This window comes from Thiocapsa sp. C2-2m (assembly GCF_041903745.1).
Taxonomy (GTDB): domain Bacteria; phylum Pseudomonadota; class Gammaproteobacteria; order Chromatiales; family Chromatiaceae; genus Thiocapsa; species Thiocapsa roseilacustris.
This window is the reverse complement of the sequence record NZ_JBBWVD010000010.1, coordinates 35175-56014: the sequence shown is the minus strand read 5'-3', so window position 1 is coordinate 56014 and position 20840 is coordinate 35175. Positions and strand designations below refer to the sequence as shown.

The following is a 20840-nucleotide window of genomic DNA, read 5'->3' as shown; positions in this document are numbered from 1 at the left end:
GTTAATCTGGATTCGACATGAGCCAAGACGTCACATCTCCTCCGCAGGATCGCAAGGATCCCGCGTACGACGAGGACAGCCTCGGAATCGCCGGGCGCACCGCCCGATTCTTCATCCGCTCGCCGCTCTCGCCCCTCTTCTACGTCGCCATGCTGATGATGGGCCTGCTCGGTCTCGTCATGACGCCGCGTCAGGAAGACCCGCAGATCTCGGTGCCCATGATCGACATCATGGTGCAGTATCCGGGCGCTTCGGCCCAGCAGGTCGCCAACATGGCGATGCAGCCGCTCGAGCGGATGATGAGCGAGATCCCCGGGGTCAAGCACGTGTACTCCGCGTCTCAACGCGGCCAGGGGATCGTGACCGTCGAGTTCGTGGTCGGGGAGAAGATGGGCCCCTCCTTGCTCAAGGTGAACGACAAGGTCGCCTCGAACATGGACAAGATCCCGCCCGGGGTCCTGCCGCCGCTGATCAAGACCAAAGGGATCGACGACGTTCCGATCGTCACGCTCACACTTTGGTCGAGGGACCTGGACGGGGACGGAATACCCGATGTCGACGACGGTCAGTTACGGCTGCTTGCGCAGGATGTGCTGCAGGCGGTCAAGCAGGTCAAGGATACGGGCAACGCCTTTATTGTCGGCGGACGCCGCGAGGTCGTGACCGTCGATGTCCTCCCCGAGCGCCTGTCCGGTTATCAGATCAGTCTGGATCAGGTCTCCCAAACCCTCGTCAGCGCCAATGCCGAGCAGGTCGCAGGCGGGCTCGAGGCGAGCGGTGCACGCTTCTCGGTGACCACCGGGGCCTTCTTGACGGGTGTGGAGGACATCAACCGTCTGGTGGTCGGCACCTTCAACAACCTGCCGATCTATATCCACGACGTGGCGCGCGTGAGTCAGGGTCCCGAAGACGCCTCCGAGCTGGTGGCCTTCTATACCGGGCCGGCCTCCGAGATCGAGGACGCCGCGGACGGCCGCCCGGCCGTGACGATCGCGATCGCCAAGAAGGAGCTGACCAATGGCGTGACGGTCGCGAACGCCATCATGGAGCGCGTCGAGGAGCTCAAGGGTTCGCGAATCCCGGCCAACGTCGAGGTCAGCATCACGCGCAACTACGGGCAGTCCGCCGACCAAAAGGTCTCGGAGCTGATCGGCAAGCTGATCAAGGCGACCATGTTCGTGGTCATCTTGGTGCTGCTGGCCTTCCGCGCGGTGCGTCCGGCCATCGTCGTGATGCTGGTCATCCCGGTCGTGCTCTTCATGACGGTCTTTGTGGCCTGGGTCACCAACTATACGATCGACCGGGTGAGTCTGTTCGCCTTGATCTTCTCGATCGGCATCCTCGTCGACGACGCCATCGTGGTCGTCGAGAACATCTATAGGCGCTGGCTCGAAGAGGGACGCACCGACGAGGATACGGCCATCGACGCCGTGCGCGAGGTCGGCAATCCGACCATCCTCGCCACCTTCACCGTTATCGCGGCCTTGCTGCCGATGGGGTTCGTCAGCGGCATGATGGGCCCCTACATGGCGCCGATCCCGGTGTTGGGCTCGGTGGCGATGTTCATCTCGCTGTTCGCGGCCTTCGTCTTCACGCCTTATCTGGCGATCTCAAAATGGCTGCGTCCCTCGATGAAATACCTCGAGGCCGCGGAGAAGCGCGAGCACAAGGAGGCCGAGGGCCTCGAAAAACTCTATCGACGGATCCTCACACCCCTGATCGAGAACCGGGGCAAGCGCACGCTCTTCAAGCTGGTCCTCTGGGGCACCTTCCTCGTCACCCTGTCGTTCTTCTACTTCAATCTGGTGGCGGTCAAGATGCTGCCGCTGGACAACAAGCCCGAATTCTCGGTCGTGCTCGACATGCCCGAGGGAACGGCCCTGCCGGTGACGGCGAACCTCGCGCATCGCATGGCCGACAAGCTGCGCAGCATGCCCGAGGTGACCGCCATCCAGCTCTATGCCGGGACCGCGCGACCCTTCGACTTCAACGGGATGGTGCGTCATTACTATCTGCGCTCGGATCCCTGGCACAGCGAGCTGCAGGTCCAGTTGACGGACAAGCACGACCGGGATCGCACCAGTCACGAGATCGCGGTCGAGGCGCGCGAGCTGCTCGGAAAGATGGTCGAGGGCACGGGCGCAGCGCTTGCGGTGGTGGAGATGCCGCCGGGTCCGCCGGTGCTGCAGTCGGTCGTCGCGGAGGTTTACGGACCGACACCCGAGCTGCGGCGTCAGTTCGCACGGGACCTCACCGACATGTTCGGCAAGGCCGAAAGCACCCGCGATGTCGACAACTATTTAAGAGGGGCCTTCGACTACTGGCGCTTCAACGTGGACACCGAGAAGGCGGTGCGTCGCGGGATCTCGGTCGATACCATCAATCGCAATCTGGCGATGGCCCTCGGCGGCGCACCGATCGGGGACATCAAGCCCCAGGCGGGACGCCAGATCGGCCACGAGCCCGTTCAGATCGTATTGCAGGTGCCGCTGTCCGAGCGCTCCCAGGTCGATCGGCTCGGCGACCTCCCGATACAGTCGAATCAAGGGTACACGGTCCCGCTGCGCGAGCTCGGCGAGTTCCAGTTGACGCCTGAAGAGGACATCATCTATCACAAGGACCTGCGTCCGGTGGAGTATGTCGTGGCGGATGTCGGCGGGCGGCTCGCGGCGCCCGTGTACGCCATGTTCCAGGTCGAGCGTGTCCTCAACCAGCAGGACTACACGGCCCCGGACGGAACCAAGCCGCAAGGCGGCGAGGAGATCGAAAACGCCATCTTTTGGCTCGGCGCGCCGCCCGACAGCAGTCGCTTGGCCTGGACCTGGGCGGGGGAGTGGACCGTCACCTACGAGACCTTCCGCGATATGGGCGCCGCCTTCGGTGTTGCGCTGATCCTCATCTATATCCTGGTGGTCTGGGAGTTCGGGAACTTCCGTATCCCGCTCGTCATCATGGCGCCGATCCCGCTGACCCTGCTCGGCATTATCCCGGCACACGCGCTCATGTTCAGCCTCGGACTCGGCGGGGAGTTCACGGCGACCTCGATGATCGGCTGGATCGCGCTGGCCGGCATCATCGTGCGAAACTCGATCCTGCTGGTGGATTTCGCGATCCACGAGATCCAAAAAGGCGTTCCCGTCGCCGAGGCGATGATCCGCTCCTGCAAGATCCGCACGCGCCCGATCGTGATCACGGCCTTGGCCTTGGTCGCGGGCTCAAGCGTCATCATCACCGACCCGATCTTCCAGGGCATGGCGATCTCGCTGCTGTCCGGGGTGTTGGTCTCGACCGTCCTGACCCTGATCGTCATCCCGCTCGGCTGCGTCGCCGCGGGTGACGACATGTGCCGAGTGGCTCTCGCGACGGCCCCGCCCGGAACCAGCCTTCCGTGCATGACGGATACCGAGCCGGCGAAGGCATCGCGCGCGAGCTCCGGCGGCGGTGTCAGCCGATTCTTCGGGAAGGTCGTGGAGTACTTCGTTCTTGCACTCTATGCGGTGCGCGGGATCTTCCTACTGCTCGTCGACGCGGCGCAGGGCGCGCTTAAGCCTAAACCCACTCGCCGGCCGGCCCCACGCCCCGCGGCGACGACGCCGGTCGCCGATACGCCCGTGGAGATGGATGCACCGTCCGCGAAAGGCGAGAGCGCAGCATCGACGCCTGCTCGGACCGTCACCAAGGAACGCGCAAAGGCGCCGGCGGAGGCCAAACCGACGACGCGCAAGACGGCCGCAAAGAAGACCGCAGCGGCGGACACCTCGAGTCAGCCGGTTCAGAAGAAGGCGCCACGACGCGGCATTCGCTTGAAGATCGACGACGAGAACGAAACGGGCGATCGTTAGTGTATCGGCGGCGGCCCGCGTCCTTCGTGCGAACGGACGCGGGGCCGGCTTCGAACCCCGACAGCGCGCAATGGGTGCCGCAGGGGCGATGCTTCGGGTCCGTCGCAAGACCTGGCGCGGTGCAGAGGACATCACCCGACAACGGATTAAAGGTCGCGCTATGACGCCATTCTTGCTCGTCGCCGGGTTGCTGCTCGGCCTGGCCTCCGCGACGGCGAATCAGGAGGCATGCGCGGCGGAGTCATGGGGGCAGGCTCGCCAACCGACATGGGGCGAGGCACCGGTTTATTCCGGCGGATACGAGATGCCGCGGTCGGGGTTTGATCGCGGCTCACGGGATCTTTACGAGTACCGAGACGACGATTGGCGCCGCAACGATGATCGGCCATGGACAGGATCGGGGTACGGCGGCGGCTACGACAGCGCGCCGGAGGCGGGCAGTGAGCTCGGCGGATTTATCGGTCGCGACGGGCGCTGGGTGGAGCGCAGCCGAGAGCCGGCGCAAGGCGATCGCGACGATCGAACAGTGTACGGAGGATGGCGCGAATCCTCGCAGGATCCGTCGCCGTGGGGCGATGGTTCCGGGCCGGCTTCCCCGCAGCCTGAGTATCGGTTTCGCGGTGACCCGCAGCCGTGGTCGGGCCGCTGGAGCGGGCAAGAGGAGATGTCGGGATACAGGTTCCGACCGCTGACGGGTCGGGAGGCGGAGCAGCGCGCCCAAACGCCGGGCTGGCGTCCCCTGGAGCCGGGCCGAGAGGAGCGCGGCGGGCGGACTCGGGCCCCCACGGGACTGATGGATGCGCTGACGCCGCCGCCTCGGACGTTCGGCTTCGAGCCGGCGCCTTGGCCTTGATCCGGCGCCGACTAGCCGCAGCACGGCTGCCGCGCTCGCCGCAAATGACCCGGATCGAGGCGCGGGGTGTCGTTCGTGACTGATCACCGATCGAGTGGAGGAGAAGACAAGATGAGAACGCAAACGCAGGCTGTGTTGGGTATCGCGCTGGCATCCGCCTTGGCGGCGACGGCGCACGCGGAGATCTCGGGTGTCCAGTTCTCCGCCGACATGATCAGCCAAGGCCCGGGCGGTCAGGCCGAAACCGTTAAGATGTTCGTGGGCGACGGCCGGATGCGCAAGGAGATGACGCAGCAGGGCCAAGAGGTGGTTCAGATCATCGATCAGAATCGCGGGATGATGTGGGTCCTCTTCCCCGAGCGGCAGACCTATATGGAGCAAGGAGGGGCGCCGGGCGAAGGTGAACCCGCACCCGCACCGACTGCGACCGCGGAAACCGATCCCTGCGCCGGGATGCCCGGCCTGACCTGTCGACGTGCCGGCGAGGAGGCGGTCGGAGGACGAGCGGCGGTGAAATGGGAAATGGTCATGACCCACGAGGGCCAGTCCATGAACGGAACACTCTGGATCGACGCCGAGCGCGCGATTCCGCTCAAACACGAGATGTCCAACGGCGAGAAGATGGAGCTCGTGATGGTCGGAACCGAGACCATGGACGGCCGCCAAGTCGAGAGATGGGAGATGACCACGACCGCGCCCGATCAGCCACCCACCCGGGTTCTGCAATGGTACGATCCGGAGTTGAAGCTGTCGGTGCGCGAGGAGTTTCCGGGCGGCGGTGTGCGTGAGCTCAAGTCGATCCGGATCGGCGCTCAACCGGACCATCTGTTTGCGGTGCCCGCCGGGTACAGTCGCACGGAGATGCCCCTACCCGGACAATAGTCGTTCGGGGCGGCATCGGGATGAACGCGGACGCGGAAGCACGGCATGATCACGATCGTCGGCAGTTTGAAAGGCGGTTCGGGCAAAAGCACCTTGACCTTCAATTTGGGGGTCTGGCTTTTGATGGCGGGGGTGAAAGTCCAACTGATCGATGCGGATCCTCAAGCGACCCTGACCGACGTCATCGACGTGCGTAAGGAAGAGGGGTTCGATCCTGTCCTCAAGGCGTCCGACACGCGAGCCCTTGCACCCGAGCAATTGAAGGCCGCCGACGAGACCCTCATCGACGTCGGGACATCGGACATGGTGAGCCTGCGCACGGCGCTTGCGCGGTGCGACCGCGTCGTCGTGCCGGTCCCGCCGTCGCAGGCCGATATCTGGTCGACCCAACGTTTCATCCAGTTGATTGCCTCGGTCGAGCGGGAGGCGCCTCCCGACATCATCGGATTCATCAATCGGGGCGACACCCACCACGGGGTTCGTGAGACCAACGAGGCCGCCGCCGCGCTGGTCTCGCTCCCCGGTATCCGCTTCATCAAGCCGAGGCTGTCGCAACGGACCGTCTTTCGGCGCTCCTTCAGCGAGGGCTTGGCGGTGTTCGAGTTGGAGTCCCGCGGCAAGGCGGCGCGTGAGTTTCTCGGGCTGGCCGCGACGCTCTATCCGCACCTCGTCAGTTGATCCGCCGACGACAAGGCCACCTTGTCCCATGCTGCAATTCTGTTAAGCTCTTAAGACGTACGGGAGTGGAGATGGATCTTTCATCGCCTGCCCGCGACAACGCCCACGCGAATAGCCTTGTTAACAACCAGGTTTAAATCGCTTGGTTTATATCCGATGCCCGGAGTCCGGTTTCGCCCCGTTTGTTAAGATGTTCGTCGCTTTGCGGAAGGCCATTTTTGCGAAACGAAAGCTTCTGCTGCATCGCGTTAACCAGATGACAATTAACGTTTTTCATCAACTGCTCAAGAGCCGGCCCGAATCATGGCGCAGAACGAGATCCCGAGGACCGATGCCTCCGCGGACAGCGCGGTATCGAACGAGCAAGCGGAGGCCGATGCGCGCGCCGCGGGGGTCACCGAGACACAGCTTCATGCCTTTGCAATCGATCGCCTCTCCCAGGCATTCGAAACCAGTGCAAAGCGCTGGGAGCTGATCGTCTATCCCAGCCTGTTCGCCTTCATCATTCTTGCGGCCTACGGGTTCTACCTGGTCTTCAGTCTCGCCAAAGACGTCCACTATCTGGCCATCAGTGTCGACACCAATATGACCGTACTGGCCAGCAACATGCAGTCGATCTCGGACAACATGGGGCAGATGAGTGCAAACGTCCGCACCATGGCCGTCAGCGTGGATTCGATGGCGCGAGATGTGAACACGCTCGAGCCCATGCTGACGAGCATTCAGACCATGGATCGTTCGATGCAGGCGATGACCATGACGACGTCGTCCATGCGCAACGACGTGGCGGGCATGAATCAAAGCATCGGTCGCCCGTTGCAGTTCATGAATTGGTTCATGCCTTGGTGATGGATCGCGATCCCTGCAAGAGTGTTTAGAACCCCAGCGGCTTGGAGTTGACCGTGCACGCCGGTCTCGGCGAATCCGTGCGACTGATCGTTGCGATCTCCTCGCGCGCGCTCTTCGACCTCAGCGAGTCTCACCGGGTGTTCGAGACGCGGGGTGTCGATGCCTATCGCGACTATCAGGTCGCCCACGAGAACGACATCCTCGAGCCCGGTGTCGCCTTCGCGCTCGCCAAGAAACTCATGAGCCTCAATGTCGCCCTGGGTGATCTGGGACGTGTCGAGGTCATCCTGATCTCGCGCAACAGTTCGGATACCGGGTTGCGCGTTCTGACCTCCGCGCATCACCACGGACTGGATATTGCGCGTGCGGCCTTTACGGGAGGAGCCAGCCCCTATCGCTACGTGTCCGCCTTCGGCGCCCATCTGTTTTTGTCCGCGGATCCGAGAGACGTTCGCTCGGCCTTGAATGCAGGGTGTGCCGCGGCGACCGTCCTGCCGGCGGGCTTTCCGGCGGATCCGGAGGAGGATGAGCAGGTGCGAATCGCGTTCGACGGCGACGCGGTGCTCTTCTCCGACGACGCCGAAAGGCTCTTCCGTCGCGAAGGGCTCGAGGTCTTCAACGCGACCGAGCTGGCCTCCGCGCATGAGCCGCTCCCCGGCGGACCCTTCAAGGGCTTGCTGGTCGCGATCCATCAACTGCAGGCACTCTTTCCCCCCGAGGCGTCGCCGCTGCGCACCGCGCTCGTGACCTCGCGCGGCGCGCCCTCGCACGAGCGGGTGATCCGCACCTTGCGAGCCTGGGATATCCGTATCGACGAGGCACTTTTTCTCGGCGGGCTCGATAAGGGGCGTTTTCTTGCGGCCTTCGACGCGGACATCTTTTTCGACGACCAGCACGTCCATTGCGACGCGGCGAGCCGTCATGTGGCAACCGGCCATGTTCCGCACGGTGTCGCTAATCTAGAGGGTGACCCGCCGATCCGAACGGCCGAGTCTGCAGACACCTCAGGCTAAACCGCGTCCAGAGCGAGATGTTCAGTTACGAGCGAGTCCAAGGTTTGGTGCGCCTCCGCTCTCTGGCGGTGACGCGGTTTAGAATTTCATATTTTTTAATCTTCTAAACTGCGCCGACTCCCACAGTTGCCGATCGCTCGGAGGCTGATCCAATCTTACGAACATCGCATATCTCGCCGGGCGCAGTTTAGGGCTGAATGTCGAGCGTCGGCGAGGGGCGCTGCAGGAAATTGCCCTGGACATAATCGACCCCCGCCGTCCATAGAACGGTTAGGGCTCGCGCGTCCTCCACCCCCGTTACCACGCTCTTCACGTTGAACTCGCGCGCGAGATTGGCGATGGTCATGAGGCGTTGCTGTTTGACCGGTTCCTCGGCGAGTGCGTGGGCAAAATCCGGCATCAAAACGACGAAATCGACCGGGAGCGCCTGCAGGATCATCTCGGATCGATTGGTGGCGCCGAAACGATTGATCGCGACCCGACACTTGATTTGCTTCAATGCATCGACCAGCTTGCCGAGACTGGCCAGATTCTCCGCGACAAGCTCTTCCTGAAACTGGAAGGCGAGCCAGTTGCCGCGCACGTCGAGCTCACGCAGACAGTCGCAGATGTGCAGGATGACACTGGGGTTGCGGAAGGTGTCTTCCGCCAGATTGATGAAGAATCGCAGGTTATGGCCAGCTTTGCGCTGCTCGGCGAGCACGCGGACCGCGTCGCGGATCGCCCATTTGTCGATCTCCTCGATCAGCCCGCGTCGGATCGCCGCCCCGATGAAATCCTTGGCCTCCAATAACTCACCGTTCTCGTCGAGCAGGCGTACCAGAACACTGTAGTTCTCTTGGTTGTCGCCCATGAGGCTGATGATGGGTTGATAGACGAGTTTGAACTGCTCGTTGCCGAGCGCCGTCGCGATCTTGTCCGCGACTTCGGTGTCGCCGTCCACGGCGGTTTGTTTGGTCCGCGCAGCCAAGGATGTCGGGGCCTGCATCCCGCCGGCACAGTCCCCGGGCGATGCCGCGCTGTAGACACACAGCCGGTGCGCGGCGTTGAGGATGTCTTGCGCAGCGGCTGCGCGTACCTTCACCAGGTAGTATCCGATATCGCAGTCCGGCGCGATGTGGCCGCTGGTTGCAAAGCGCTGCGGCAGGCGTGCGTGCTCGCGGATGTGCTCGGCGAGCGCCTCGGCCTCCTTCTCGTCCAGGCCGTCGACGATCATCGCGAAGCCGTCGTCGCTGATCCGCGTGAGCGCATGTGCTTGGAGGGCAACCGAGGTCAAAACCGGGCCGAATCCGTCGACGATGTCTAGCCCGTACGTCAAACCCAGATCGCGCAGCAGCTCCGAATGGCGTCTCAAGCGGATGTAGAAGACCGCAAAGGGCAGCGGAACCGATCGATCCGGACCAAGCCGTGTTTCGATCTCCTCGAAGAAGATGGTGCGGGCGGCGGCGATATCGGACGGCATGCCGTCGCCCGTCGCCCGCCCCCGCGTCGCCCGCAGGGGATCAAGGATCAACCGCAGACAGGGCACGTCGTCGAGAAGCGTCTGTGCAGCCGATAAGCGCGCCTCGAACCTTCTGCCTCGGCTTGAGTATAGGTGCGTCGTGATCGCGACCGGCTCGGTTTGCGCAGTCCGTTCGGCGCTCTGCAGCAGATCGCGCACACGGTCGCGCTGGTCCGGATCGACAAGGTCAAGGAGGGCAATCGATTGGATCTCGTCCAGGCTTGGATAGCCGAGCAGCGCGATATAGGCGCTGTTGGCGTAGAGATGTAGACCCTGCTGCACGAAGGCGATCGCCGCACCGGCATGCTCGACCAGCTCGCGGGAGCGTCGTTCGCACTGCTTGAGCCGAACCGCCAGCTCACGGGCGCGGCGACGTTGCCGCAGATCGGTCGCCTCGCGCCGGATGGTCCAGACAAGCTGCTCGTCGTCGGAACGGGCGAGCAGGGCGCGAGCGCCGAGTTGCTGCGCCTCGCGCACCGCCTCGGGGCCGAGCGCGTTTGCAGCGATCATGATGAGAGGAATCTCGGCAGCGTGCTCGTCGCGGCGCTGTATCGCCTCGGCCAAATCACGGTCGTCGTCGTGGCGCCACCACAAGATGATGTCGAAGGCCCGACGCGCGAGCAAATCGTTCAATCGATCCGATCGCGCGGTCACGAGCGCTCGGGCCGTAAGCCCGTCTCCACGCAGTCGCTCCACCAACTGCTCCGCCGCGACGGTGTCGGTCGTGAGTAGAAGCAAGGCCAGCAGTTGAGGTTGCTCGGACATGTTGCGACCGGGTGCGGGATCCACGGGGTTTCGGGGCATTGTCGTTTCGGCGATTATCGGACTTCGCGACCCGTTAGGGAAACGAACGCGCTCACAAAAGCGGCGATCCGATTCGTGCGGACGCGTGCAAGGGGATCTTTGATCCGACACCCGGGACCTCGCGAACCAGGCGCGGCACTAGATAACCGGGCAGGCGTTCCCGTAACGCCTCGCCGAACCGCAGTGCCTGTGTGTCGGAGACCGCGAAGTGTGCCGAACCCTCTACGGGATCGAGTTGGTGGAGGTAGTAGGGAAGGACGCCGCACTCGAAGAGGCGCTCGCTGAGCGCAACGAGTGTCGTCGCTGCGTCGTTGATCCCGCGCAGCAAGACACTTTGATTGAGCAAGGTCAGATCGGCGCGACGTAATCGCAGCAGTGCATCCTCGGCCTGCGCGCCGAGCTCGTTCGGATGATTGGCATGGACCACAAGGATCGCGAGGAGACGCGAGTCGGCCAAGCATCGACAGAGTGCGTCGGTGACCCGAGACGGCAGGACGACGGGAAGACGTGTATGGATCCGCAGCCGTTTCAGATGCGGGATCTCGTGCAGGCGCTCGACGAGAACCCCCAGCCGCTCGTCGTCCAGCATCAAGGGATCCCCGCCGCTGAGGATGACCTCGGATATCGTCGTGTCCGAGGCGATCGCGGCCAGTGCGCCGGCCGTGCGATCCGGCGTTTTGCCAAGATCCGCGTATGGAAAATGTCTTCGAAAACAATAGCGGCAGTGCACTGCGCACCCGCCCGTGACGATCAGGAGGGCACGGCCCGCATACTTGCGAAGCAGCCCCTGACCGAGATCCGCTGACCCATCCCCAACCGGATCGCGGGTGAATCCGGCGACCGGCAAGCGTTCCGCCCCGAGCGGCAGGACCTGTCTCAGCAAGGGATCGTGAGGGTCGCCCGGAGTCATCAAGGCGGCAAATGCGCGCGGGACCAGCATTCGAAATCCAGGTGCAGCGGGGTCGAGATCCGGGATCGCCTCCGGACTCAGACCGAGTGCGGCGAGGAGGTCATCGGCCTGTCGGTAGGCCTCGGCGAGGTCTTGTTTCCAGGCGGACTTACGCTCGGGCGCCCGAAACAGGTCCGACGTCGCGGTCTGACAAGCGGCGATGCTTCGCGGTACCATTGCGCGGTTTAGCTCCACAGTCAACGAGGATGATATGGCCTTTTACAGTACCAGCGAGTTCAAGGGTGGACTCAAGATCATGTTGGACGGCGATCCTTACAACATCGTCGAGAACGAGTTCGTCAAGCCGGGCAAGGGCCAGGCCTTCAATCGCGTGCGGGTGCGCAATCTCAAGACCGGGCGAACCGTTGAGAAGACCTTCAAGTCGGGTGATACGGTGGAGGCGGCCGATGTTCATGATACCGACATGCAGTATCTCTACAACGACGGCGAAGAATGGCATTTCATGGACCCGGCGAGCTTCGAGCAGATGACCGCCGACGCGAACGCCGTGGGTGATGCGGCCAAGTGGATCAAGGAGGAAGACATCTGCAGGGTGACACTCTGGAACGGGGTTCCTCTGAGCGTGGACGCGCCAAACTTCGTCGTCCTGGCGATCACCGAGACGGACCCCGGGCTCAAGGGCGACACCTCGGGAGGCGGCGGCAAGCCGGCAACCCTGGAGACGGGTGCGGTGATTCGTGTGCCTTTGTTTGTTCAGTCCGGCGAGCTCGTGAAGGTCGACACCCGGACCGGCGAGTATGTCTCGCGCGCCAAAGAGGCCTGAAGACGACGCGCGGTCGAGCGCCGCCGGCGCGACCGGCGCTGTCCGCTCGCCCCTGCCGTCGATCTGTCTATCCTGATGCCTGCTTGGGATGACTGGTCGGCGTGCGCAACGACCCCCGTCCTACACGCCCGCGCCGAGATGCTGGCGCGGATTCGCGCCTTTTTTGCCGCCGCCGGCGTAATGGAGGTCGAGACGCCGATCCTCTCGCACGCCGGTGCGACGGATCCGGCGCTCGCAAGTCTCTCGATCTCGGGGGGGCGATCGGGTGTTGGGCCCAACGCCGATCGGACGCTCTTTCTGCAGACCTCGCCCGAGTTTCCGATGAAACGTCTGCTCGCCTCGGGGAGCGGCCCCATCTATCAGATCTGCAAGGTCTTTCGCGGCGAGGAGCGTGGGCGACGGCACCACCCCGAGTTCAGCTTGCTGGAGTGGTATCGACCGGGTCTGGACTACGGACAGCTGATCGACGAGGTCGCCGATCTGGTCCGCGCCGTGTTGCAACGCCCGAGGCTGCCGATGGAGCGCATTCGCTACCGCGACCTGTTTCGCGAGGTCTTGGACCTGGATCCCTTCACGGCGCCCGCGCAGACCTTGCGCGGGGCCGCCATCACGGCCGGCATCCCCGACGCCGATCGGCTGGATCTCGAGCGCGACGCCTGGCTCGATCTCCTGCTCACTCAGTGTCTCGAGCCGTGTCTCGGGCGTGCCGGCATGAGTTTTCTCTGCGACTACCCGCCGACCCAAGCCGCCTTGGCGCGGATTCGGCCTGCCGCTGAGCCGCGCGATGATCAGGCGGTTGCCGAGCGTTTCGAGCTATACATCGACGGCGTCGAGCTGGCGAACGGCTTTCACGAGTTGACCGATGCCGCGGAGCAAGGTGCGCGTTTTGCCCACGACTGCGCCGAGCGTCGCCGGCGCGGATTGGCCGAAATCCCCCCCGATACGCGTCTGCTTGCGGCACTTCAGTCAGGCATGCCGGCTTCGAGCGGGGTTGCGCTCGGGCTCGACCGTTTGTTGATGATCGCCATCGGCGCTACGCACATCGATCAGGTCTTGGCCTTCCCCATCGAGCGGGCTTGACGTGAAACCGCGTCCCGTTGGGCTATGCGCGATCGTCGTTCGGGGTTGATCTTGGATGGTGTCTGCGGGCCTTGGCGCCGACGCGGTTTCAGAGATTAAACGCCTCAGACATTTCCGAGAATAAACGACCTAAGCGTAGGGGCGACTCAGGCGATTTCCCGAAAATGCCATCCCCGTAGGTTGTGCTGACGATAGGAAGCACAACTTGCACCGACGGCAGGGTGTGCCTCGCACGGCTCGGCACAACCTACTCCCGTCTCGGCTACAGGTCTTCCGGTTTCCTGAACCGCGTCCTGCCAAGACCATTTGTAGCGGCGAGCCTAGCCTCATATCGAAAACGATGCATATCGCTCGGGACGCGGTTCAGTCGGTTAAGGCGCTCTGGATGGCCTCCAAGTCCAGCGCCTGAAGATACTGCTCGAGCGGAGCGGCATCCGTCAGACCGGAGCCCTCGCCCTGCACCAGGAGGCGGTTTCCGACCATGAGGGTGACCTTGTAGGTCTGGGTGCCGGGGGTGTGCTCCATCATGCCGCGCTCGCCCTTGAGCGAGAAGCTTTTGAGATCCTCGTTGGCCTGCATCATGAATGGCATGGAGATGGCCATGGTCAGCATCGGCATCATCGGGGAGTCGGCCATCAGGATGAGGGTCACCTCGGCGCCGTCGTCCCGGACATAGCGGCGGCTGAGGTGGGTCCCGGTCAACATGGACGCGAGGCCGCCCGACTGGGACTGCGCCTCGTCCGCGGTCCATCCCTCGAGAGGTGACGGAAACAGCTTCAGAAGCTCGGCCGTGATCTGTGTGCGAATCGCCTCGAGTGCGCTGTTCAGGGTCTCCGCTGCCGTTCTGAGCTCACCGGCCTCGTAAGCCTGCTTGGCCGCGTCGAGTTGATCCGTGACTTCGTCGGCGGAGGCGGTGTTGAGCGTCAGGGCAAGGCCGGCTGCCAAGGCTAGGTTACCCGTAATCGTTGCGTGCATCTGTTTCTCCGTTTGCGTGACATCGAGACGACATGACCGACTCGCGCGGCAGTCAGTGCTCGACAATCGCATCCAATGCCTGTTTGGCCTTGTGGCAGGCGCCAGGCTCGGTGCGTTCGGGGTCCATCTCTTCGAAAGCCAGACCCAAGCGCGCAAACAAGGCGCGATCCCGGTCGGACTCGGCATTCGGCGTGGTCAGCAAGCGATCGCCGTAGAAGATGGAGTTGGCGCCGGCGAGATAGCAGAGCGCCTGCAGCTCGTCGCTCATCTCGCTGCGTCCGGCGGAGAGGCGCACATAGGAGGCCGGCATCAGGATGCGCGCGACCGCAACGACGCGGACGAGCTCGAACGGATCCAGTGTCTCGCTCGCCTGAAGCGGTGTACCCTCGACCCGGACCAGCAGGTTGATCGGGACGGACTCCGGATGGGCCGGCAGGTTGGCGAGTTGACGCAACATGGAGGCACGGTCGCGCCGCGACTCGCCCATGCCGAGGATCCCGCCGCTGCAGGTCTTCAGACCCGCGTCGCGGATGTGCTCAAGGGTGTCGAGTCGATCCTGGAAGGTGCGTGTCGTGATGACCTGGCCGTAGAATTCGGGCGAGGTGTCGAGGTTGTGGTTGTAATAGTCGAGCCCGGCGTCCTTGAGACGGTGCGCTTGGGCTCCGGTGAGCATCCCCAAGGTGACGCAGGTTTCCAGTCCGAGCCCGTGAACGCCCTCGACCATAGCGATGACCTGCTCGAGGTTCTTGTCGGTCGGATTGCGCCAGGCTGCGCCCATGCAGAAGCGGGTCGCCCCCTGCGCGCGGGCGATCCGCGCGGCTTCGAGAACCTCGTCGATCGGCATCAAGGACTCGCGCTCGAGCCCGGTCTCGTGGCGGGCGCTCTGGGCGCAGTAGCCGCAGTCCTCGGGGCAGGCGCCGGTCTTGATGCTCAAGAGTGTGCTGACCTGGACGCGGTTCGGATCGAAGTGGAGTCGATGCGCCGTCTGGGCGCGAAACATCAGATCGGTGAAGGGGAGGTCGAGGATGTCTTGGATCTCCTCGACCAACCAATCGTGGCGCAGGATGGAGACATGGAGTGGGGAAGGTTTGGGTGACATGGGCGTGATGGGCCGATTTCCGAGTGCGGAAAAACCACATATGCTAGTGGGCTTCGGTCGCTTGTCAACCGATGTTCGGTGATTCCCTCGAGAAGGGCGGCGTGATCACCCGGCTCATGTCGGTGTTGTTCCCGCCGACCTGCGTCCTGTGCGGTGCGCCCGGCCTCGTGAGCGGAGGAGGGCGCGACCTTTGTCTCGGCTGCGCGACCGAGTTGCCGCATAACCGCGACTGCTGTTTCCAATGCGCCGTCCCCTTCCGAAGCCCGATGCCTGCGGGGACGCGGTGCGCTGCCTGTCAGGGGCGCCCGCCGCCGTTCGAGACCAGTCTTGCCGCCTTTCGCTACGAGGCGGCGATCCCGATGCTGGTCGGAGGTGCGAAGTTTCGCGGACGGCTCAATCTGGTGCGCGTGCTCGGTCAATGCCTCGCCGATCGGGTCCAAGAGGTCGATCCGCCTCGCCCGCAGGTGCTGTTGCCGGTCCCGTTGCATGCGTCCCGGCTGCGCACCCGCGGCTACAACCAGGCGCTGGAGATCGCCCGCGTCGTCGGCCGGGATCTGGCCCTGCCGATCGATCACGCCTCCTGCATCCGCATCGCTCCGACCCCGCCGCAGGCCGGGCTCGACGAGCGAGAACGCCATCGCAATATTCGCGGCGCGTTTCTGGTTCCGGGCTCGCTGCCTTGGAGCCATGTCGCCATCCTCGACGATGTCGTGACGACCGGCAGCACCGTCGCCGAGTTGAGCCGGGTGTTGCGCAAGGCCGGGGTTCAACGGATCCAGGTCTGGGCAGTCGCGCGAACGCCCTGATCCCCGCAGGCCCGGCAGATCAAGAAGCGCCGTAGGTTGTGCTGACGCGAGGAAGCACAACATCCGCTCGCGGTGCGTCGCCGTGGTGCGCGCCGCTCGACACTCGACGCAGACTGGACCTTTTACAGACCAAGGCCGATGCGATGCCCGAGACACCGATGCAGGATCCGCCTGAACGCACGAGCACCCAAGCGCTGGCCCGCATCCGCTTCGACCTGCACTGGCAAAGCGATGACGCGATACACACCGACAGCCGGATCGCAACGCGGCTCGACCTCCGGCGCGATCCCTTCCCGCCCGATTTGGCGACCGAGATCATGGATCGCCACGTCGGCCATCGCGCGACCCTCCGCTTCGAGCCGGGCGCACTGTTGCCGCCGACACGCGACGAGCTGCTGCGCAGCTTGCGTCCCGAGCAGTTCAAGCGGCGCCTCGCCGCCGGGGGCTCGATCGAGCCGCGTGTCGGGCGTTTCTACCCGCGCGGTATCCTCAAGGATGTCGAAGGCCTCTCGGGCAGCGACCGACGGCCGCTGCGCGTGGTCGATGTGCAGGCGGATCGGCTCACCGCGGATCTGAATCACCCGCTTGCCGAGAGGACGCTCGACGTGGCCGTGCGGATCGAGGCCATTCCCGCCTGGGACGATCAGCGTGGCGGGCGGTGCACCGCGGTGGATGCCTTGATCACCGACGATGGTCCCGGCATGCAGGCGCGTTGGCACCGCCAGGCGACCGACTTCTGGACCGACGACCCGTTTGCGCGTCCCGATCCGCGTCCGGACGCGGATTTCTATGCAGCGGCCCGACTCGTCGACCATCTCGACCGCACGGCGATCGCCGAGATCAGCGACCTCTACGGCCGCCTGATCCCCGCCGACGCACGCATCCTGGACCTGATGACGAGCTGGCACTCGCATCTGCCCCCCGCCTTGGAGCCCGCGGCGGTGACCGGTCTCGGCATGAACATGGCGGAGTTGGACGCCAATCCGATCCTGACGGAGCGCGTGGTCCATGACCTGAATTGCGATCCGACCCTGCCGTTCGCCGACGTCGCCTTCTCGGCGGTGATCTGCACCGTCTCGGTCGAGTATCTGACCCGACCCTTCGAGGTGTTCCGCGAGGTGGCCCGCGTGCTGAAGCCAAGCGGGCGGTTTATCCTCACCTTCTCCAACCGCTGGTTCCCGCCGAAGGTGATCCGCATCTGGCAGGAGCTTCACGAGTTCGAGCGGCTCGGTCTGGTGCTCGAGTACCTGCGCGAGTCCGGCTGTTTCGGCCAGCTCGAAACCTGGAGTCTCCGAGGGCTTCAGCGCCCGCGGGACGACAAATACGCCGACCGGCTGGCCGAATCCGATCCCATCTATGCGGTCTGGGGAACCCGCCTTGGCGATGCGACTGCCTGACTTTGCGTTCGGTGATCCGGGCCGGTTGCCGCTCAACCGAGCTGCTGGATGAGTTGGGTGTCGCGCTCGATCTTGCTCGCGAAATGGCTCGCCATGTTCACGAGCATCTTGATCCGCAGCGCCTCCCGGATGGACTCGAAACGCAGCTCCAGGCATTGAGTCTCGGTCGCGGCCGACACGTTGGCGGTTCGGCGTTTTTGGTTCATGAAGGCGACCTCGCCGAAGACCATGCCGGGTCCCAGCGTCGAGAGTCTCAGGTGGTGGCCCGAACCCGAGTCGATCCAGACCTCCACCTCGCCGCTGAAGATGAAATACATGGACTCGGCCGCATCCCCGGCCCTGAAGATGCCATTGCCGGCCGCGAATGTGCGCTCTTCGCCCGAGGCTCGAAGCTCCTCGAGCTCGGCGCTCGTCATGCCCGAGCAGAGATACTGCGCGCCGAGATCCTGAACCGAGGCCGCGGTCCCGGTGGTCGCGGCCTCCGCGATCAGTTGATTCTCGCACCACTCCACCGCGTGATCGGCATCCTCGAAATGCAGCGGGCCTGGCTCCTGTCTGGGCTCCGGCGTGCCGACCGATTCGCCGAGCAGATGCTTGCGAAAGCGATAGAGGTTCTTGCAATCCGTGAAGAAGAGATGCTTGCCTTCCGTCGCGATCCGACCTGCGAGCTCGCTCAAGACGAGGATCGATGCGCGGTCGGTCCCGATGACGCGCTTGAGATCGACGACCAGGTAATCGACCCGGGCAAGCTCGGAGAGGATCTCTACGCCGACCGATTCGGCACTGCCGAACAACAGCTCTCCCTGCAGCTCGTAGACGCGGATGCGATGCCCTTGCGCCGCGAGTACGGCAATCTCCGCCGGGCTGCGGCGGCGACGCGAGCTGCGCTTGGCGCAGTCGTAGACCTGACGCATAACGGTGGCGGAGGTCGAGCGTGCGACATGGAAGAGGTGCAGGCTGAAATCCTTGGACAGCCGCTTACAGGCCTCGATGCCGCGGACGCTGTTGCCCTTTGCGTCGAGGCGCGGCGAGAAGACACCGAGACCGAACTGTCCGGGCAGCACGGCCATGATCCCGCCGCCCACGCCGCTCTTCGCCGGCATGCCCACGTTGTAGATCCAACCACCCGAAAAGTCGTACATGCCGCAGGTGCTCATGACGCTCAGCACCTTCTCGACATAACGCGATTGCAGCGCGACGACCCCGGTGACCGGATTCACCCCGTTGTTGGCCAGACAAGCACCGATCATCGCCAGATCCCGAGCGGTCACCAGGATGGAGCACTGCCGAAAATACAGATCGACCACCTCCTCGGGCGTGCGATCCAGGATCCCATGTCCGAACAAGAGGTGCGCGATCGCCCGGTTGCGATGGCCGGTGTCGCTTTCGGAGCGATACACCGTCTCGTCGATCTCCATCGGCCGGCCGGTGTAGCGCCCGAAGATTTCGAGAATCCGCTGCATCGGCGGGGCGTCGGGCTTGCTCTCGATCAAGCCCGTGGTCGCGATGGCGCCCGCGTTGATCATCGGGTTCATCGGACGCCCGGTGTCGGGCTCCAGACTGATGGAGTTGAAGGCCTCGCCCGAGGGCTCGACGCCGATCTTGCTCAGCACCTGGTCGAGCCCGCGATCCTCCAGCGCCAGACCATAGGTAATCGCCTTTGAAATCGATTGAATGGTAAAGCTCTGACGCGAGTCGCCGACCTGGTAGACATGCCCGTCGACCGTGACCATCGCGATCCCGAGCCAGGATGGATCGGCGCGCGTCAGCTCCGGGATATAATCGGCGACGGCACCGTCGTTCAGATCGAGCAATTCTTCATGGATACGGTCGAGGTAACGCTGAACCGGAGAGAACTGGAAGGCCCGCTTATCCATTGAGACTCCTGAGAGATGTTCAGAAACCGTGTGTCCGATCGAGGCCGGTCCCTGAAAACACCGGCGTGTGTCGAAGGGCCCGGAGGGTGGATACTGTTCAACCCTCATCGCGCCGAGATCGATCGCCCGACCGAATGAAATCCGTCTAGACGAAGCAAAAGCCGTGCGCAAACTCAATCGGTCGTGACGAGACAGCGAAATGCCGGGGTTGGCACGCCTTGATTTTCCGGAACAGGCAATGATCTCTAAAGCTAACGGGACCGAATGAGCGGCCTACGTATATTTTGTACTATTTTTCCGTCATTCTGCTGGATCGACAGGTCGCTTGGATGTTCGTCGTTGCAGCCACGGATGTCTCGGCTTGGTGCAGGCGAGACCGCGGATGCACCGCCGAGGAACGACTGGTTGTCGAGACGCCCATTCGGGCCGGTGCTCCTCCGCCTTCTTCACGCCTCGAGCGTTGGCTCCAGGGCATGTGTAACCGCGAAGACGGCGGGAACAATTCATCCTTGGTGCATCAAGGTATGGCCTTTGCTGTAACAAACGAGCGATTTCACGCCATTCACTCTAGGGAACAAGTGTTGTGGATATGTCGACGGCGGAGCTTTTGAGCCAAACAACGACGACCGCTACGGCCGATGGCGTCCGACACGTATTCGATAAGGATACTTGGACGGACGATCAGCTGCGCGACCGTTTCATTCAGCTCTGGCATCGTTGCGCGCTCCCGGAATCTTCATGCGATCCGTGCGTTGCCTGGCGCAGCCTTGAAGATCGTTACACCGAATCGCATCGGCATTATCACGACAAACGTCACCTCGCGCATTGCTTGTCCGAATTCGATCTGGCTGTCGAGCGGATCGTCCGCCGTGATCAGGTGGAGATGGCCATTTGGTTCCACGATATCATCAACGAGCCCGGAGGTTCCGACAACGAGGCCCTCAGTGCCGAGCTCTTTCGTAGTCTAGCCGGTGGTCGTATTCCGGCCTCCTTTATCGCGGAGGTCGTGGATTTGATCCTGGTGACCACGCATCGGCAGGAACAGAGCGACCCCGACCACCGGTTCCTGTGCGACATCGATCTCGCCAGTCTGGGTTGTCCTTGGGAATGCTACCTGCGCGATACGGGACATCTGCGCGCCGAGTTTAGAGGCTCGGACCAAGACTATTGCCGCATCAAGCGTGTGTTTTTGGAGTCGATGCTGCGTCGCCCCCGGATCTTCTCAACCGATTTCTTTTATTCGCGATACGAGCAGCTTGCCCGTGAAAACCTGCGCAGGTTCCTGGGCCTGATCGACGTCTGGGAGGCAGCGGATTCCGACGGTCTAAACGTCCCTTTGCTGCGAACATCCGGGGTCTAAGCCTGAATGGCATCAGTTCCCTTCCAAAGGCTGTTTGCGGCGACGGCAGGTGACCGACGTCCTGCGACTGCGTCGCGAACCTGGGATATCG

16 protein-coding genes are annotated in these 20840 nt (G+C 63.6%); 11 read left to right on the top strand and 5 right to left on the bottom strand.

Annotated elements, in window-relative coordinates:
- Positions 1-17: 17 nt before the first annotated feature.
- The 6 genes from AADX97_RS09390 to AADX97_RS09365 all read left to right on the top strand — a co-directional run bounded on the left by AADX97_RS09390 (position 18) and on the right by AADX97_RS09365 (position 8117).
- Positions 18-3842, top strand: coding sequence for an efflux RND transporter permease subunit (locus AADX97_RS09390; RefSeq protein ID WP_374232633.1), 3825 nt, complete (start codon positions 18-20; stop codon positions 3840-3842).
- A gap of 160 nt (positions 3843-4002) precedes the next feature.
- On the top strand, positions 4003-4695 hold the full coding sequence (locus AADX97_RS09385; protein ID WP_374232634.1) for a hypothetical protein: 693 nt from the start codon (positions 4003-4005) through the stop codon (positions 4693-4695).
- A gap of 111 nt (positions 4696-4806) precedes the next feature.
- The gene (locus tag AADX97_RS09380) at positions 4807-5577 is read left to right on the top strand and encodes a hypothetical protein (protein WP_374232635.1); all 771 of its coding nucleotides are present in this window, start codon (positions 4807-4809) and stop codon (positions 5575-5577) included.
- 45 nt (positions 5578-5622) lie between these two features.
- On the top strand, positions 5623-6255 hold the full coding sequence (locus AADX97_RS09375; protein WP_374232636.1) for an AAA family ATPase: 633 nt from the start codon (positions 5623-5625) through the stop codon (positions 6253-6255).
- A gap of 303 nt (positions 6256-6558) precedes the next feature.
- Positions 6559-7104 (top strand): hypothetical protein, encoded by a 546-nt coding sequence (locus AADX97_RS09370; protein ID WP_374232637.1) that lies wholly within the window; start codon positions 6559-6561, stop codon positions 7102-7104.
- A gap of 53 nt (positions 7105-7157) precedes the next feature.
- The gene (locus AADX97_RS09365) at positions 7158-8117 is read left to right on the top strand and encodes a 5'-nucleotidase (protein ID WP_374232638.1); all 960 of its coding nucleotides are present in this window, start codon (positions 7158-7160) and stop codon (positions 8115-8117) included.
- Between the two features lie 187 nt (positions 8118-8304).
- On the opposite strand, the gene AADX97_RS09360 is transcribed toward AADX97_RS09365, so the two are convergent.
- Together AADX97_RS09360 and epmB are read right to left on the bottom strand one after the other, a co-directional pair.
- The gene (locus AADX97_RS09360) at positions 8305-10383 is read right to left on the bottom strand and encodes an EAL domain-containing protein (protein ID WP_374238735.1); all 2079 of its coding nucleotides are present in this window, start codon (positions 10381-10383) and stop codon (positions 8305-8307) included.
- 91 nt (positions 10384-10474) lie between these two features.
- Positions 10475-11548: an EF-P beta-lysylation protein EpmB gene (gene epmB, locus AADX97_RS09355; protein ID WP_374232640.1), complete on the bottom strand. Its 1074-nt coding sequence runs from the start codon at positions 11546-11548 to the stop codon at positions 10475-10477.
- A gap of 34 nt (positions 11549-11582) precedes the next feature.
- Between epmB and efp the strand changes: the two genes are divergently transcribed.
- Positions 11583-12155 (top strand): elongation factor P, encoded by a 573-nt coding sequence (gene efp, locus AADX97_RS09350; RefSeq protein ID WP_374232641.1) that lies wholly within the window; start codon positions 11583-11585, stop codon positions 12153-12155.
- Positions 12156-12230: 75 nt separating this feature from the next.
- Positions 12231-13235 carry an EF-P lysine aminoacylase EpmA gene (epmA, locus tag AADX97_RS09345; RefSeq protein ID WP_374232642.1) on the top strand — a complete coding sequence of 335 codons (1005 nt, stop codon included), beginning with the start codon at positions 12231-12233 and terminating at the stop codon, positions 13233-13235.
- A gap of 363 nt (positions 13236-13598) precedes the next feature.
- Here the strand turns inward: epmA and AADX97_RS09340 are convergent, their stop codons facing one another.
- A complete protein-coding gene (locus AADX97_RS09340; protein ID WP_374232643.1) occupies positions 13599-14210 on the bottom strand; it encodes a hypothetical protein in 612 nt (203 codons plus the stop codon).
- Positions 14211-14262: 52 nt separating this feature from the next.
- Positions 14263-15309, bottom strand: coding sequence for a biotin synthase BioB (bioB, locus tag AADX97_RS09335; RefSeq protein WP_374232644.1), 1047 nt, complete (start codon positions 15307-15309; stop codon positions 14263-14265).
- Positions 15310-15380: 71 nt separating this feature from the next.
- On the opposite strand from bioB, the gene AADX97_RS09330 reads away from it, so the two are divergent.
- Together AADX97_RS09330 and AADX97_RS09325 are read left to right on the top strand one after the other, a co-directional pair.
- A complete protein-coding gene (locus AADX97_RS09330) occupies positions 15381-16115 on the top strand; it encodes a ComF family protein (RefSeq protein WP_374232645.1) in 735 nt (244 codons plus the stop codon).
- Positions 16116-16258: 143 nt separating this feature from the next.
- The gene (locus AADX97_RS09325) at positions 16259-17512 is read left to right on the top strand and encodes a methyltransferase domain-containing protein (RefSeq protein ID WP_374232646.1); all 1254 of its coding nucleotides are present in this window, start codon (positions 16259-16261) and stop codon (positions 17510-17512) included.
- Positions 17513-17544: 32 nt separating this feature from the next.
- On the opposite strand, the gene glsA is transcribed toward AADX97_RS09325, so the two are convergent.
- Complete coding sequence (gene glsA / locus AADX97_RS09320; protein WP_374232647.1) at positions 17545-19389, bottom strand: glutaminase A; 1845 nt, start codon at positions 19387-19389, stop codon at positions 17545-17547.
- 829 nt (positions 19390-20218) lie between these two features.
- Between glsA and AADX97_RS09315 the strand changes: the two genes are divergently transcribed.
- Complete coding sequence (locus AADX97_RS09315) at positions 20219-20749, top strand: hypothetical protein (RefSeq protein WP_374232648.1); 531 nt, start codon at positions 20219-20221, stop codon at positions 20747-20749.
- Positions 20750-20840 lie beyond the last annotated feature (91 nt).